15 protein-coding genes are annotated in these 14,061 nt (G+C 74.9%); 9 read left to right on the plus strand and 6 right to left on the minus strand.

What is annotated here, in order from left to right; translation table 11 throughout:
• The first annotated feature begins 88 nt into the window (after positions 1 to 88).
• Positions 89 to 1,150 (plus strand): hypothetical protein, encoded by a 1,062-nt coding sequence (locus tag ACZ5NJ_RS27640; RefSeq protein ID WP_468768122.1) that lies wholly within the window; start codon positions 89 to 91, stop codon positions 1,148 to 1,150.
• A complete protein-coding gene (locus ACZ5NJ_RS27645; protein WP_468768123.1) occupies positions 1,147 to 2,652 on the plus strand; it encodes a hypothetical protein in 1,506 nt (501 codons plus the stop codon). Before ACZ5NJ_RS27640 ends, ACZ5NJ_RS27645 begins: the two co-directional genes overlap by 4 nt.
• Here ACZ5NJ_RS27645 and ACZ5NJ_RS27650 read toward each other — a convergent pair.
• Complete coding sequence (locus ACZ5NJ_RS27650) at positions 2,649 to 3,626, minus strand: GDSL-type esterase/lipase family protein (protein ID WP_468768124.1); 978 nt, start codon at positions 3,624 to 3,626, stop codon at positions 2,649 to 2,651. The genes ACZ5NJ_RS27645 and ACZ5NJ_RS27650 overlap by 4 nt on opposite strands.
• A 115-nt stretch (positions 3,627 to 3,741) precedes the next feature.
• Here ACZ5NJ_RS27650 and ACZ5NJ_RS27655 point away from each other — a divergent pair, with 115 nt between their 5' ends.
• Positions 3,742 to 3,981 carry a WhiB family transcriptional regulator gene (locus ACZ5NJ_RS27655; RefSeq protein WP_468768125.1) on the plus strand — a complete coding sequence of 80 codons (240 nt, stop codon included), beginning with the start codon at positions 3,742 to 3,744 and terminating at the stop codon, positions 3,979 to 3,981.
• Positions 3,982 to 3,985: 4 nt separating this feature from the next.
• On the opposite strand, the gene ACZ5NJ_RS27660 is transcribed toward ACZ5NJ_RS27655, so the two are convergent.
• The 5 genes from ACZ5NJ_RS27660 to ACZ5NJ_RS27680 form a co-directional block, all read right to left on the minus strand.
• Positions 3,986 to 4,957, minus strand: a complete 972-nt coding sequence (locus ACZ5NJ_RS27660; protein ID WP_468768126.1) for an acyl-ACP desaturase — start codon at positions 4,955 to 4,957, stop codon at positions 3,986 to 3,988.
• A 232-nt stretch (positions 4,958 to 5,189) separates the two neighbouring features.
• Positions 5,190 to 6,836: an ABC-F family ATP-binding cassette domain-containing protein gene (locus ACZ5NJ_RS27665; protein WP_468768127.1), complete on the minus strand. Its 1,647-nt coding sequence runs from the start codon at positions 6,834 to 6,836 to the stop codon at positions 5,190 to 5,192.
• Between the two features lie 197 nt (positions 6,837 to 7,033).
• Positions 7,034 to 7,450: a spore wall synthesis regulator SsgD gene (gene ssgD / locus ACZ5NJ_RS27670; RefSeq protein ID WP_468768129.1), complete on the minus strand. Its 417-nt coding sequence runs from the start codon at positions 7,448 to 7,450 to the stop codon at positions 7,034 to 7,036.
• A gap of 179 nt (positions 7,451 to 7,629) precedes the next feature.
• Positions 7,630 to 8,052 (minus strand): (4Fe-4S)-binding protein, encoded by a 423-nt coding sequence (locus tag ACZ5NJ_RS27675; RefSeq protein ID WP_468768130.1) that lies wholly within the window; start codon positions 8,050 to 8,052, stop codon positions 7,630 to 7,632.
• 72 nt (positions 8,053 to 8,124) lie between these two features.
• Positions 8,125 to 8,424: a YciI family protein gene (locus ACZ5NJ_RS27680; RefSeq protein WP_468768132.1), complete on the minus strand. Its 300-nt coding sequence runs from the start codon at positions 8,422 to 8,424 to the stop codon at positions 8,125 to 8,127.
• A 25-nt stretch (positions 8,425 to 8,449) separates the two neighbouring features.
• On the opposite strand from ACZ5NJ_RS27680, the gene ACZ5NJ_RS27685 reads away from it, so the two are divergent.
• From ACZ5NJ_RS27685 to ACZ5NJ_RS27710, 6 genes are all read left to right on the plus strand, one after another.
• Positions 8,450 to 9,139 (plus strand): endonuclease V, encoded by a 690-nt coding sequence (locus tag ACZ5NJ_RS27685; RefSeq protein ID WP_468768133.1) that lies wholly within the window; start codon positions 8,450 to 8,452, stop codon positions 9,137 to 9,139.
• A gap of 92 nt (positions 9,140 to 9,231) precedes the next feature.
• Positions 9,232 to 10,218 carry a DUF4129 domain-containing protein gene (locus ACZ5NJ_RS27690; RefSeq protein ID WP_468768134.1) on the plus strand — a complete coding sequence of 329 codons (987 nt, stop codon included), beginning with the start codon at positions 9,232 to 9,234 and terminating at the stop codon, positions 10,216 to 10,218.
• The gene (locus tag ACZ5NJ_RS27695) at positions 10,215 to 10,751 is read left to right on the plus strand and encodes a hypothetical protein (protein ID WP_468768135.1); all 537 of its coding nucleotides are present in this window, start codon (positions 10,215 to 10,217) and stop codon (positions 10,749 to 10,751) included. The genes ACZ5NJ_RS27690 and ACZ5NJ_RS27695 overlap by 4 nt, the downstream gene beginning before the upstream one ends.
• A gap of 62 nt (positions 10,752 to 10,813) precedes the next feature.
• Positions 10,814 to 11,836, plus strand: coding sequence for an AAA family ATPase (locus tag ACZ5NJ_RS27700; RefSeq protein WP_468768137.1), 1,023 nt, complete (start codon positions 10,814 to 10,816; stop codon positions 11,834 to 11,836).
• Positions 11,833 to 13,227 (plus strand): DUF58 domain-containing protein, encoded by a 1,395-nt coding sequence (locus ACZ5NJ_RS27705; protein ID WP_468768138.1) that lies wholly within the window; start codon positions 11,833 to 11,835, stop codon positions 13,225 to 13,227. Before ACZ5NJ_RS27700 ends, ACZ5NJ_RS27705 begins: the two co-directional genes overlap by 4 nt.
• A complete protein-coding gene (locus ACZ5NJ_RS27710) occupies positions 13,224 to 13,907 on the plus strand; it encodes a hypothetical protein (RefSeq protein ID WP_468768139.1) in 684 nt (227 codons plus the stop codon). Before ACZ5NJ_RS27705 ends, ACZ5NJ_RS27710 begins: the two co-directional genes overlap by 4 nt.
• The last annotated feature ends 154 nt before the right edge of the window (positions 13,908 to 14,061 follow it).

The following is a 14,061-nucleotide window of genomic DNA, read 5'->3' on the forward strand; positions in this document are numbered from 1 at the left end:
GGTTCGGCCGATTTTCGTCTCTTCGCCCTGGCCCGGGATGCCCCACCATGTCGGTTCCCGGTAACCGGGGCCGAGGCTTGGGGGAGCCATGACGGAGACGATCAGCGAGGAGCACGAGCCCGCCGGGGAGCCCGAGGGCGCCGTCGGGGCCGGCCCGGCCGAGCAGGCGGGGCAGGACGAGCAGGGCGATGACGCCGGGCAGGACGGGCAGGAGGCGCGGGGCGCCGCCGGTGGCCCCGGTGAGGCGGCGGAGGCCGAGGCCCAAGAGGCGGAGGAGGCGGAGGAGGCGGAGGAGGCGGAGGAGACGGCCGGGGCCGGGGCCGACGACCCGGGCGACGGTACGGAGCCCGCCGACGGTACGGAGTCGGAGGGCGGTCGGCTCGGCCGGCGGGTGACGGGGAAGCTGCGGACGCTGGCGCTCGCCGCCGCCGGTGTGGCGCTCAGCGCGGTGGTCGCCGCGGTCGTCTCCGCCTACCTCGACATCTGGTCCGTACGGCAGCCACCACCCGGCGCCCCGCGGATCACGGCCAGTTCCGAGGTCTGGTGGGACCTGCTGAACGACCACCACGTCGTACGGTCCGCGCCCGGCTCCACCTACGACAAGGAGCCGCTGCCGGACAACGACGCCCAGGAAGCCCTCGCCCACATGGTCACCGAGGGCGGGGCCGACGCGGGCACGATGCGGATCCGGCTGATCCTCTCGAACTTCACCCGCACGCCCGCCACCATCACCTCCCTCCGCGCCCGCATCGAGCGCACCCGCCCCGCGCCCACGGGCCCGCTCTTCCACTGCGGCGGACCCCAGGGGACCGTCGAGGTCAGCCGGGTGGTCCTCGACCTGTCCACCCCGCAGCGGCCCGCATGGGAGCAGAGCGCGGAGGGGAAGCCGACGGCGCAGTACCCGAGCGGCACGGTCCAGGTGGCGGCCCAGGGCGAGCCGGCCTACTTCGACGTCCAGGTCTTCACCGGCAGCGCGGCCGGCCCGGCCGCCGTCGCCTACGAGTTCGTCCTCGACGTCACCTACACGCAGGGCGACCGGCAGGAGCACCTGCTCGTGGACAGGGCGGGCCGCCCGTTCGTCCTGGCGCAGGGGATCAACAGCTATACCCAGGGGTTCCGTTGCAGCCCCGAGGGCTGGAAGGCGGCATGACGGGCCGCTCACCGGCGTCCCGGAGGCGGTACCTCGCCACCTCCGCGTCCGCCGTCCTGGCGCTCGTGCTGTGCTCCGTCCTGACCGTCGTGCTCCTGCGCGCGCTGTTCCCCCCTCCCGCCGGTCCCGGCCGCACCGGCGTGTACGCGACGGCCGCACCGCTGCTCGGGCGCTCCTGGACCGCCACCCTCCCCGAGTCCGGCCGACGGCCCCCGGCCGAGCTGATGCGGGGCGCGCTGGGCTGCGTACCGCTGTTCCGGTGGGCCGGCACGGCCCGGGCCGTACCCCGCGGCCAGGTCACCCTCGCGTACTCCGTCGGCGCGTCACCCTCCCACCCGGCCGTGGTCCGCGGGGTGCGGGTGGTCAGGGGTCCGGCCGTCCCCGCACCGCGCGGGGACGACGTCGGCTGCGCGGGATGGGTGTCGGACGAACGGGAGACCGCCGTGGCCGCGGTGGGCGACAAGCCCGTGGAGCCGGTGCGTCTCTCCCTGGACCAGCCGGGGGTCCGCCGCGAGGCTCCGCTCCCGGTCCGGGCGGGCGGTACGGCCGCCGGGCTGGTCACCGTCACGACGGCCGCCTGTACCTGTGCCTGGTGGCTCGAACTGGACGTGGAGGAGAACGGCAGGCCCGTCACGGTACGGGTGGACGACGACGGCCGGCCCTTCACCCTGGCACCGCCGACGGCCCCGCTCTCCTCGTCCGCCGACCGGGAATTCCGCAGCGGCCCCCTGTCCCGGGCCTTCGGTGACCCCCAGCAGCCCCAGGCGGGGATCACCGCCACCGCCAAGCTGGTGCCGCCCTACGCCGGCTGGGAGGCGGAGTCCGACACCCCGCAGGACCCCGCGGCCGCCGTCGGGGGCGAGGCGCGGCTCGGCGGCGTGGGCTGCCGCCGCATGTACGACTCCGTGGTCCGGGCGGGAGGCGTCCCCGCCGGGCCCCACGCACTCGCCCTGCGGATCAGCGGCCCTCCCCTCGTGGCGGGGGCCGTCCTGGACGCGTCGGTCCGGCTCGCATCGGTCCGGCTCGACGCCGCGCGGCGCTACCGCTACTCCTGCGCCCGGGCCGGTGTGGAGCTGGTCAGCCCCGCCGACGGGCCGGGGGTCGACCGGCACCTCTTTCCCGACACCCTCCACGCCCTCGGGCCGTTCCCCAGCGGCTCCCTGAAGTACGACCCGGACTGGAGTCCCGAGCGGGGCGTGGGCCTGACGATGCCGATGGCCAAGGACGAGATGTTCGCCTTCGGCACCGCCGGCCCGGACGGCCGGGGCACGTTCGGCATCAGCGCCGGCATCGATCCCGAGCTGGCCACCTACGGCATCACCGTGGACGTGACGGTCACCCTGCCGACGGGGGAACGCGCCGCCTTCACGCTGACCGACCACGGCAAACCGTTCCTGCTGGGACCCGGAAGGACCCGGCTGGAGCCCGTCCACCAGCAGGACCTCCTGGAACCCTTCTCCGGACCGCACGCCCGCTACCAGGAGAAGCTGGGCCTGAGCTAGGCCCGGTCCGGCCCGGCCGTGAGGTGGCGCCCGTCCGTGAGGTGGCGGTGGAGGAGCTCGTGGCCTTCGGGTGTCGGGTGGATGCCGTCCGTGAAGAGGTCGGGGCGGCCGTGGAGGGGGCTCCACAGGTCGATGTGGTCGACGTGGTGTTCCGCGCACCAGGCGCGCAGCGACGCGCGCAGGTCCCGCGCGCGGGACTCGGTGAAGCGCAGGCCCTCGTAGTCGGCCGTGCGGGACTCGTCCAGCCAGAGCGGGCCGAGCACGACCAGGCGGGCGTCGTGCTCGCGGGCCGTGGCCGCCAGGGAGGCGAGGTGGCCCGCGACCCCGGCCGCCAGGCCGTCCCGGTCCCGGTCTCCGTCCCGGTCCGGGGCGGACAGGGGGACGGCCGAGTCGTTGATGCCGGCGGCGACCAGCAGGGTGTCCGGGCGGCGCGCGGCGAGGAGGGCCGGCGTCTGCTCGGCGACGTCGGCCAGGGTGCTGCCCGGAACGGCCAGGTTGAAGAGCCGGTGGTCCCGCTCGTTCGCGGCGATGTGGCGGGCCGCGAGCCGGGCCGCCCAGCCGCCCCGCGGGTCGCAGCGCCCGTACGCGATGCTGTCGCCCGCGATGACGATCCGCGCCGCCGGACGCAGCGGGTCCGCGTCCAGGTAGGCCCAGGCGTCCTCTCCCGAGGAGAGCCGCACCCGCCGGCGGACGTAGTCGTCCACCTCGTAGGCGTCGGCGGCGGCCAGCTCCTCGTCCGTCAGGCGCAGGACGGCGCCCTCGACCGCGGAGCCCAGCCGGCACTCCAGGGCCAGGTGGACGTCGAGGCCGCTGGCGGCGATCACGTCCGGGTCGGTGATCTTCAGCGGCCGGGTCGTGTGCCCGGCCAGCGAGGCGGGGGAGCTGGGCACGGTCCGGCCGAAGAGGGCGGTCTGGACGCGCGCGTCCCGCAGCGTGCCGAAGGAGAACAGGGCGTGGGGTCGTGACTCGGTCACCGTCGGGGCCGGGGCCTTTCTTCAGCGGATGATCATCACGTCACCCTATCGGCCGCCCCGCCGGTGTTGATCAGGCGTTGATCGGACGTCCATCGGCCCCGTCCAGGATCGCCGCATGTCGATGAACACCACCACCGCCGCCCCCGCCTGGTACGACCTCGCCCTGTGCGCCCAGACGGGTCCGAGCTTCTTCTTCCCGGACCCCGGCTCCTCCCTCCAGGACGCGAAGCGGCTGTGCGGGGCGTGCGAGGGCAGGGCCGCGTGCCTGGAGTACGCCCTCGCCAACGACGAGCGCTTCGGCGTCTGGGGCGGGCTCTCCGAGACGGAGCGGCTGGCCCTGCGCCCCCGGGGCTGAGGCCTCAGCCCCGGCGGGCGGCCATGCGCGCGGCGCGCGCCGCCAGCCGCTCGTCGAACTTGGCGGCCTCGGAGTCCAGCCCGTTCATGAAGAGGCCGAGTTCCTCCTGGGCCTTCTGGCCCTCCGGGCCCAGCCCGTCGATGTCCATGATCTTGAGGAAGCGGATCACGGGGCTCAGCACGTCGTCGTGGTGGATCCGCAGGTTGTAGACCCCGCCGATCGCCATCTGCGCGGCCATGCGCTCGAAGCCCGGCATGCCGTGTCCGGGCATCCGGAAGTTGACGACGACGTCGCGCACGGCCTGCATGGTCAGGTCCGGGGCGAGCTCGAAGGCCGCGGCCAGCAGGTTCCGGTAGAAGATCATGTGCAGGTTCTCGTCCTGCGCGATGCGGGCCAGCATCCGGTCGCAGACCGGGTCACCGGACTGGTGGCCGGTGTTGCGGTGCGAGATGCGGGTCGCCAGCTCCTGGAAGGCCACGTACGCCACCGAGTGCAGCATCGAGTGGCTGTTGTCGGACTCGAACCCCTCCGACATGTGCTGCATCCGGAACGCTTCCAGCTTGTCCGGGTCCACGGCGCGCGAGGCCAGCAGGTAGTCGCGCATCACGATGCCGTGGCGGCCCTCCTCGGCCGTCCAGCGGTGCACCCAGGTGCCCCAGGCACCGTTGCGGCCGAAGAGCGTCGCGATCTCGTGGTGGTAGCTGGGGAGGTTGTCCTCGGTCAGCAGGTTCACGACCAGCGCGATCTTGCCGATGTCGGTCACCTTCGACTGCTGCGGGTCCCAGGCCTCGCCGTCCTCGAAGAAGCCCGGGAAGTTCCGGCCGTCGCTCCACGGCACGTACTCGTGGGGCATCCAGTCCTTGGTGACCTTCAGATGGCGGTTGAGCTCCTTCTCGACCACCTCTTCCAGCGCGTACAGCAGCTTGGCGTCGGTCCACGCCTCCGAGCTGCCGAGGTGGGGAGAGGTGATCGTCACGGGTGCTCCTGGGGACAAAGCGAATTACCTACGGTTCCGTAGCCTACGGTCTCGTAGGTTAAGCGCGACATCAGGGCCAGCCAAGCCCCAGCCGTGGTTCTGTCCGGCTACGTGCGGTTATCTATGCAGTTGGAGGGGGTGGCGAACGGGTGAGAATCACGCCAGAAGGTGGCCGGCCCCTCCGGCCTTGACGGTCGGAGGGGCCGGTGTGCGGGCGGCGGGGCCGCGCGGGTCAGTCCCGCCAGAGGGTGGCGCGGACCTCCTCGGCGGTGGTCGCCCGCAGCCCCTGCTCGCGGTCGAGCAGCAGCCAGCGGGTGATCCCGACCGACTCCAGGAACGGCACGTCGTGGCTCGCCACGAGCAGCGCGCCCTCGTACGCGTCCAGGGCCTCGCCGAGCCGGCGCACGCTCGCCAGGTCCAGGCTGTTCGTCGGCTCGTCCAGCATCAGCAGCTGCGGGGCCGGCTCCGCCAGCAGCAGCGCCGCGAGCGCCGCCCGGAACCGCTCGCCGCCCGAGAGCGTGCCGGCCGCCCGGTCCGCCCGGGCGCCCCGGAACAGGAAGTGCGCGAGCCGCGCCCGGATCAGGTTGGCGGAGGCCTGCGGCGCGAACCGCGCCACGTTCGCCACCACCGAGCGCTCGTCGTCCAGGACGTCCAGCCGCTGCGGCAGGAAACGCGCGGGGACGTGCGTCACCGCCTCCCCCGACACTGGCGGCAGCAGCCCGGCGAGCGTGCGCAGCAGGGTCGTCTTGCCGGAGCCGTTCGCGCCGACCAGCGCGATCCGCTCGGGGCCGCGCACCTCCCACTCGCCCTCCGCGCCCGCCCCGTGGGCCAGGCGCAGATCGCTCAGGGTCAGCACCCGCCGGCCCGGGTGGACCTGGGTGGCGGGCAGCTCGATGCGGATCGCGTCGTCGTCGCGGACCGCCTCGACCGCCTGGTCCAGCCGTTCGCGGGCGTCCGCCAGCTTTTCGGCGTGCATCGTGCGGTGCTTGCCCGCCGACTCCTGGGCGGCGCGCTTGCGCGCACCCATGACGATCTTCGGCTCGCGCTTGTTCTCGTACATCTTCTGGCCGTACCGCTTGCGGCGGGCCAACTTGACCTGCGCGTCGGCCAGTTCGCGCTTCTGGCGCTGGACGTCGGCCTCGGCGACCCGGACCATCCGCTCGGCCGACTCCTGCTCGGCGGCGAGCATCCGCTCGTAGTCGCCGAAGTTCCCGCCGTACCAGCGGACTTCGCCGTCGCGCAGGTCGGCGATCTGGTCGACCCGCTCCAGCAGCTCCCGGTCGTGGCTGACCAGCACCATCACCCCCGACCAGGACTCGACGGCCGCGTACAGGCGGCGCCGGGCCCGCAGGTCCAGGTTGTTGGTGGGCTCGTCCAGCAGCAGCACGTCCGGGCGGGCCAGCAGCAGGGCCGCCAGCCGCAGCAGGACGCACTCGCCGCCCGACAGCTCGCCGACGGTGCGGTCCAGGCCGATCCGGGCGAGGCCGAGCTCGTCGAGCACGGCCAGGGCCCGCTCCTCCACGTCCCAGTCGTCGCCGACGGCGGCGAAGTTGGCCTCGGTGGCCTCACCCGCCTCGATGGCGTGCAGGGCCGTACGGGCGGAGCGGATGCCGAGCGCCTCGTCCACGCGGAGCGCGGTGTCGAGGGTGGCGTCCTGCGGCAGGTAGCCGAGGGTGCCGGCAACGGACACCTGGCCCCCGGAGGGGACCAGGGCGCCGGCGACGAGCTTCAACAGGGTGGACTTGCCGCATCCGTTGAGCCCGATCAGGCCGGTGCGGCCGGGGCCGACGGCCCACTGGAACCCCTCGAAGACGGGGGTTCCGTCGGGCCAGTCGAAGGACAGGGCGGAGCAGGTGACGAAGGTAGGGGCATGACTCATGGAGGCCTCCAGGTTGCGTGAATGGTGCGTGCAACGCGGGGAGACAGCCGACTGTCACAAGGGTGTGGTCGTGGTGGTCGGTGTCTCGGACCTCAGAAGAGCAACGTCCTACTCCGTTTCGACGGCGGTGGGTCGCCCATGAAGCTACGGGCGGCCGGAGCCGCCCGCAACCGGATAAACCCGGGACCGGGCAGGGCTCAGCAGGAACCGCGCATCAGCTGGTCCAGGCTGTGGTCCATGTCCAGGTAGCGGTGCTCCAGCCCCGGCGGGACGAGCTCGCCGGAGCGCTCCAGGAATCTCTGGATCTCGGCCGTGGTCATCAGCACGATCGCGACGCCTTCCGGCGCGTGGAACTCGATCGTCGTCCGGTCCCCGTCGTACGGGCGCACGCGGACGTCGCCGCAGCCGGCCGGGTGCCGGATCCCGGCCATCAGCAGCTCGCGCGCGAAGGTCCACGAGACCTCGACCCCCTCCAGCGTGGCCAGGGCGGGGAAGGCCATGCGGACGGCGAAGGGATCCGAGCGGTCGTAGCAGAGGGTGACGGGGACGGTCTCGACCTTCGGGGCGGTGGCGACCAGTCGTGCCTGTACGGCCTGCTCGATGACAGTGATCAAGGCTCGCTCCCTTGCAGCGGATCTGCTGCCGGGCTGTGGGGTGGAACCCGGCAACCGGATAGACGCCGGAATCGGCAAATCCGTGCAGGCCGGATGACGTGAGCTGCGTCACCGATTGGCCGGATCTCGACGGTGTGATCGCACAGCGTGACCGCACGGGCGGTGCGGGGAAGGGGCGCTCACTCCTTTCCGCAGGCTCCGGAGTGATCGCAATAAGGCTGGTTACCGCTCACTCCACAGGCGCAAAGCACCGCCCTGGTCTCCCTGCGGACCCCTCCGTCCGGGGTCGTCACGCTGAGTTCCCCCCGGAGGAACAGTTGGCCGAGAGGCGACCGTGCGACGGTGGTCGGCCGGTCGCCCTCCTCCGCCGGTCCGGCGGCGAGCCGGTACTGGAGCGCCCCGGACGGGCAGAGCCGGACGACCTCGGCGACCCGCTCCGGCGCGGCTCCGTCCGGCCGGATCCACGGGCGCCCGCCGGTGTCGAACACCTCGGGCAGGCCGTTCACGCACCGGGCGGCGTGCAGGCAGCGGCCGGTGTCATAGGTGACGGTGATGTCCCGACCCGCGTACGCCCTGGGCTCGTTCGCTTCTTCGGAGGTCATGGACCCACGGTAGGAACGCGCGGCCGGGAACGCACCCCGGACGGCGAAATACGGGTGCGTCCGCTTCCCGGGCTACGACGGGAGGGTTTCGCGGACCGCCGCCAGGTCGGCGGAGGTCTTCGTGGCCACGAACTCGGTGATCCGGTACGCGCACACCCCCGCCAGCACGAAGGGGTCCCCGGCCGAGATCTCCTCTATCTCCGCCCGCGAGACCCCGGCCGCCAGGATGACCCCGCCCTCGCGCGGCACCTTGCGCCCCGAGGCGAGGAAGACCCCGGACGCGTAATACCCGTCCAGCCAGGCGATGTGCGCGTCCAGCCGCTCTTCGACGGCTTCGATGGGTGCGGTGTACACGAGCTCCATGACGAACATGATCGACAGGCTACTCTCGCACTCCATGACACGTGAGAAGACCCCCTCCGACGAGGCAGAGGCCCGGGCGATACAGGACGAACTGCGCAAGCGCGTGGTGCTCGACGAGCCCGGTCCCGAGCCCGGCCGAGGGCTGGTCGCCGGGGTCGACGTGGCCTACGACGACGCACGCGACCTGGTCGCGGCCGCCGCCGTCGTCCTCGACGCCGCCACCCTCGACGTCGTCGCCGAGTCCACCGCCGTCGGACGGGTGAGCTTCCCCTACGTGCCCGGCCTGCTCGCCTTCCGCGAGCTGCCGACCGTCCTCGCCGCCCTGGAGGCGCTCCCCGTCACCCCCGGCCTCGTGGTCTGCGACGGCTACGGCCTCGCCCACCCGCGCCGTTTCGGCCTCGCCTGCCACCTCGGGGTGGTGACGGGCCTGCCCAGCATCGGCGTCGCCAAGAACCCCTTCACCTTCACCCACGAGGAGCCCGGCGCCCCGCGCGGCGAGACCGCCCCCCTCCTCGCCGCCGACGGCTCCGTCGTCGGCCGGGCGCTGCGCACCCAGCACGGGATCAAGCCGGTGTACGTGTCCGTGGGCCACCGCGTCTCCCTGGACAACGCCTGCGCCCACACCCTCTCCCTGAGCCCCCGCTTCCGGATCCCCGAGACCACCCGGCACGCGGACTCCCTGTGCCGCCGCGCCCTGCGCGAGGCCCTCGGCGAAGAGGCCTGAGACACCGTCACCGGGCGGGCCCTGCCCCACACTTGTTGATCACCGACGACCGGTGTGTGAAGCTGACGTCTCCGTGGAGGGGGGCGGCGGTGGTGCGGGAGCGTACGGCCGGCGGCCGGCGGGGGCGTGGCCGTACCGGCGCCGCACCCGCGGCGCTGAGCGTGCTGGTCGTGGGCGGAACCGCCCTGGCGGCCCTGCTGCTGCGTCCCGGCGCGCAGCCGTTCGCCCCGGGCCGCGGTCCGCTCGGCGGCAACCCCGTGCTCGTGCTCGGCCTCGCCCTGTCGGCACTCCTCGGCGGCCTGGCCCTGCGCGCGAAGTACCTGGAGCGGGTCGCCGCCCGCCCGGCGCTCTCACCGCCGGAGCGGCGGCTGGCGGAGGGCACGGCCCGCGTACTCCTGGCCGCGTCGCTGGCCCTCCCGCCGCTCGTCGTGGCCCTGCACCGCTTCGGCTCCTCCGGCCCCGGCCCCGGTCCCGGCCAGGGCCCCGGCGACGGTTCCTCACCCCTTCCCCCCGCCCGGCAGCCCCCGGTGCCGGCCGCGGCCCCCACGGGGCGGCCCGCCCCCGCCGCCCCCGACGCGCACGCCGGGCTGACGCGCTTCCTGCTCGGTCTCGGCGTCACCCTGCTCGCCGCGGCCCTCGTCCTCGCCGCCCTGCTCCTGTGGCGGCACCTGACCCGCCCGCCGGAGCCCGCGCCCCGGGCGACGTACGCGCCGCCCGACGGCGACCGGGAACGCCTCGCCCGGGCCGTGGACTCCGGGCGCCGCGCCCTGCTGGACGCGACCGGCGCGCGCGCCGCCGTCATCGCCTGCTACCTCGCCATGGAGGAGTCGCTCGCCGGCTCCGGCGTGGCCCGGCGCGCCTCGGACAGCCCGCAGGACCTGCTGGAGCGGGCCCTCGACGGCGGCCTGCCCGCCGCCGCGGCCGCCGCAGAACTCACCGCCCTGTTTCGCGAGGCCCGTTACTCCACCCACCCGATGGACGACGGCCACCGTGACCGGGCGGCGGCCGCGCTCGGCGAGATCGCCCACGGCCTGCGCCCACGCCCGGGAGGCCCCGAACCCGAGGCGGGAGCCGCGTGAACCGGCGCACGCGCATCCGGACCGCCGTCGGCTCCGTCCTGCGGACGCCCGGCTCCGTCCGGCACTCGCTCGCCGTCCTGGCGGCCGTCGCCCTCGCCGCCGAGGTGCTGCTCGCCCTGACCGACGGCGCCGCCGCGGCCGCCACCGGAGCCGCCCTGCTCATCACCGCCGCGCTGGCCCTCGGGTGCCACGCCGCCGGCGCCGCCGCCCGGGACGACGGGTACCGCAGGCCCGTGCGCCTGCTGGACGGCCGGGCCCCGGCACTCGGCCGGTGGCGGCGCACGGTGGCGGACACCCTCGCGGACGACGACGGGGAGCACTTCCGCACCGTCATGCGGCCCCGGCTGCAACGGCTGTTCGCGGCCCGCCTCGCCGAACGGCACGGCGTGGCGATGCACCGCGACACCCGCCGGGCCCGGGCGCTGGTCGGCCCCGAGCTGTGGCCGTGGATCGACCCCGGGGCGGCCGCTCCGCAGACCGCCCTTCCCGAGCCCGTCCTGCGCCTCCTGCTCGACCGCCTGGAAGCCCTGTGACCGGCGCGGCCGCCACCGGACCGCGGCCCCCGCACCCGACCCCGCCCCGTGAGGACCCGACCGTGACCAGCCCCCGCCCCGTCCCCGAGCACCCCGTCCCCGAGCACCCCGTCCTGACGCCCCGGGAGGCGGGCGAGCGTGCCTCCGCCGTGCTCGGCGAGATCCGCACCGCCGTGGCCGGCCGGCCGCAGCCGCTGGAGCTGGTCATGCTCGGCATCCTCGCCGGCGGCCACGTCCTCATCGAGGACCTCCCGGGCCTCGGCAAGACCCTGCTCGCCCGCTCCTTCGCCACCACCCTCGGCCTGGACTTCGCCCGCCTCCAGTTCACCCCCGACCTGCTGCCCTCGGACGTCACCGGCGCACCGTTCTACGACCAGCGGACCGCCGAGATGGTCTTCCGGCCCGGCCCGGTCTTCACCCACCTGCTGCTCGCCGACGAGATCAACCGCACCCCGCCCAAGACCCAGGCCGCCCTGCTGGAGGCCATGGCCGAGTCCCAGGTGTCCGTCGACGGCCGCACCCGGCCGCTCCCGGACCCCTTTGTGGTCGTCGCCACCGCCAACCCCATCGAGTACGAGGGCACGTACACGCTGCCCGAGGCGCAGCTCGACCGGTTCCTGCTGCGCGTGCGGATGGGCTACCTCACGGCGCCCGAGGAAGCCGCCATGCTGCGCGCCCGGGTCGACCGGGCGGCGCCCGAGGCCGTCCTGCGCACGCTCAGCGGGCCGGGCGAGGTGCTGGCCATGCGGGCCGCCGTGGAAACCGTCGAGGTGGACGACGACCTGCTCGACTACGCCGTCGCCCTCGTCGGTGCCACCCGCTCCCACCCGCACCTCCAGGTCGGCGCCTCCCCGCGCGGCGGCCTGGCCCTGGTGCAGCTCGCCCGCGCCCGGGCCGTACTGGACCTGCGGGACTACGTGACCCCGGAGGACGTCAAGTCCGTGGCGGTGCCGGCCCTCGCCCACCGGGTCACCCTCAAACCGGAACTCTGGGTCCGCCGGATCGACGCGGACGAGGTCGTGGAGGAGATCACCCGGACCGTGCCCACCCCGCAGACCCTGCCGCGCACGCCGGCCGTGTCATGACGGAGCCCGAGACGAAGCCGGAGACGGAGCCGGAGACGGAGCCCGAGACGAAGCCCGAGACGGTCCGCAGGGCGGCCGCCGCCGTCCGGCGGGCCCTGGACGGCCGCCACGACGCGACCGCCGGCCCGCCGCCCCCGCCCCCGGCGGGCCGCCGCCCCGGCGAACGCGCCCTGCGGCTGGGCACCCTGGCCGCCGTCGCCCTCGCCGCCGCGCTGCTCACCGGGCGGCCCTGGGTGCTCGCCCTCGCCGCCGGACCGCTGGTGCTGCTCGCCCTCGCCCTGCCGGACGGACCGCCCCCGGACGGGATCACGGCCGAGGCCGCGGTGGAGCCGCGCCGCTGCTTCGAGGGCGAGCGGGTCACGGTACGGATCGCGGTGGACTACGAGGGCCCGGCCGGCCGCCTGGACCCCGGCCTCACCCTCGGCCACGGGATCCGGCTCGACCACCTCGCGACCGGCCCCCACCACGTCGACCTCGTCCTGACCGCGGCACGCTGGGGCCGCTGGACGCTCGGCACGGTCGACGTCGACGTCTACGACCCCGGCGGCCTGGCCCGCCGCACCGTACGCGCCGAACTCGGCGAGGTCTCCGTCTTCCCGGTCCCCGAGCACGCCGGCCTCACCCCCGTCCCGGTCAGGCTCCCGCAACGCCTCGGCGAGCACACCGCCCCGCAGCGCGGTGAGGGCGTCGAGGTCACCGGCGTCCACCCGTACGTGCGCGGTGAACGGCAGCGCCGGATCCACTGGCCGGCCACCACCCGCCGGGGCGCCCTACAGGTCCACCGCTTCGCCGCGGAGCGCACCGCCGACACGGTGGTGCTCCTCGACGCGCTCACCGACGTCGTCGACCCGGTCACCGGCGGGTCCACCCTCGACGAGACCTTCCGGGCCGCCGCCGGCCTGGTCCGCGCCTATCTGCGCACCCACGACCGGGTGGGCGTCGTGTCGGTCGGCGGGACGACCCGCTGGCTGCGGCCGGGCAGTGGCCACGGGTACTTCTACCGCGTCGCCGAGAGCGTGCTGGACGTCCGCAAGGACCGGACCCACCGCTCCGAGGGCCTCGCCCCGCTCCCTCCGCCCGCCCTGCCCGACGGCGCACTGGCGTACGTGGTCACCCCGCTGGCCGACCGGCGGATCTTCGACGTCCTGGAGGAACTGCACGCACGGGCCCACCCGGTCGTCGTCGTCGAAGTCCCCACCGGCGACCCGGTCGTGGAACCGGGAGACGCCGAGGGGGAGCTCGCGCTGGGGCTCTGGCGGGCCGAACGCGACGCCATGCGCTTCGGCCTCGTCGAACACGGCATCGCGGTCGTCGCCCACCGGCCCGGCGAGACCCTCGACCTCGCCCTCGCGCCGCTGCTGCGGACCCGCGTCCGAGGAGGGACCCGATGACCCCCGCACCCGCCCGCCCGGGCCCCCCTCCGCAGGACACCCGCCCCGCCCGGCACCAGCCGCGCCCGGCCTCCCGCTCCGCACGACTGCTGCCCCGTTCGGCCTCCCGCCCCGCACGACTGCTGTCGCGCCTGGCCTCCCGACCCACCGACCGGCTGCTCGGCACCGCCCTGGCCGTCGCCGCCTGCGACCCGTCGGCCGCCCTGGAGACCCCCCTGCCGGCCGGGGCGCTGGCCGTGGCGGCGGCGGTCGCCTGGTGGGCCGCGCCGATGGTCGACGCGCGCCCCGTGACGACCTCCCTGCGCCTGTGGGCCGTCCTGGGCCGCCGCCGGACGACCGTGCTGCCGGCCGCCGCCATCGCGGTCGCGGCGCTCACCGGCCCGCCGTTCTGGCCGGCCCTCTGCATCGCCGCCCTGCTGCCCGCCTACCTGCTCGTCACCGACCCGTGGACGGCCGGTGTCACCGCCCCGCCCGGCCGCCGGGCCGCGACGCCCGCACTGGCGGCCGCCGCCGCCACCGCGGTGGTCCTCCTGGCGGCCCGGGCGCCGGTCGCGAGCACCCCGTACGGGAGTCTCGCCGCCGCACTCGCCGTCGCAGCCACCGTGCTCTGCCTGCTCCTGGCCCTCCGCACCCACCGCCACGGCCGGGCGGACGGCGCCAGGGTGCGGACACCTCTCTAGGGGGTGTCCACAACCGCGGGGCCCGCCCTGCGGGCGGACGACGCTACTTTGCGGACACCCCCTAGACGAGTAAGTCCGAAGTCCTGGTCAGTGGTCGTAGGCGATCAGTGATCGTGTGATCGGTGTTCCGGTGGCCCGGTTGTGCCAGATCGCG

Source organism: Streptomyces sp. NPDC032091, assembly GCF_055580265.1.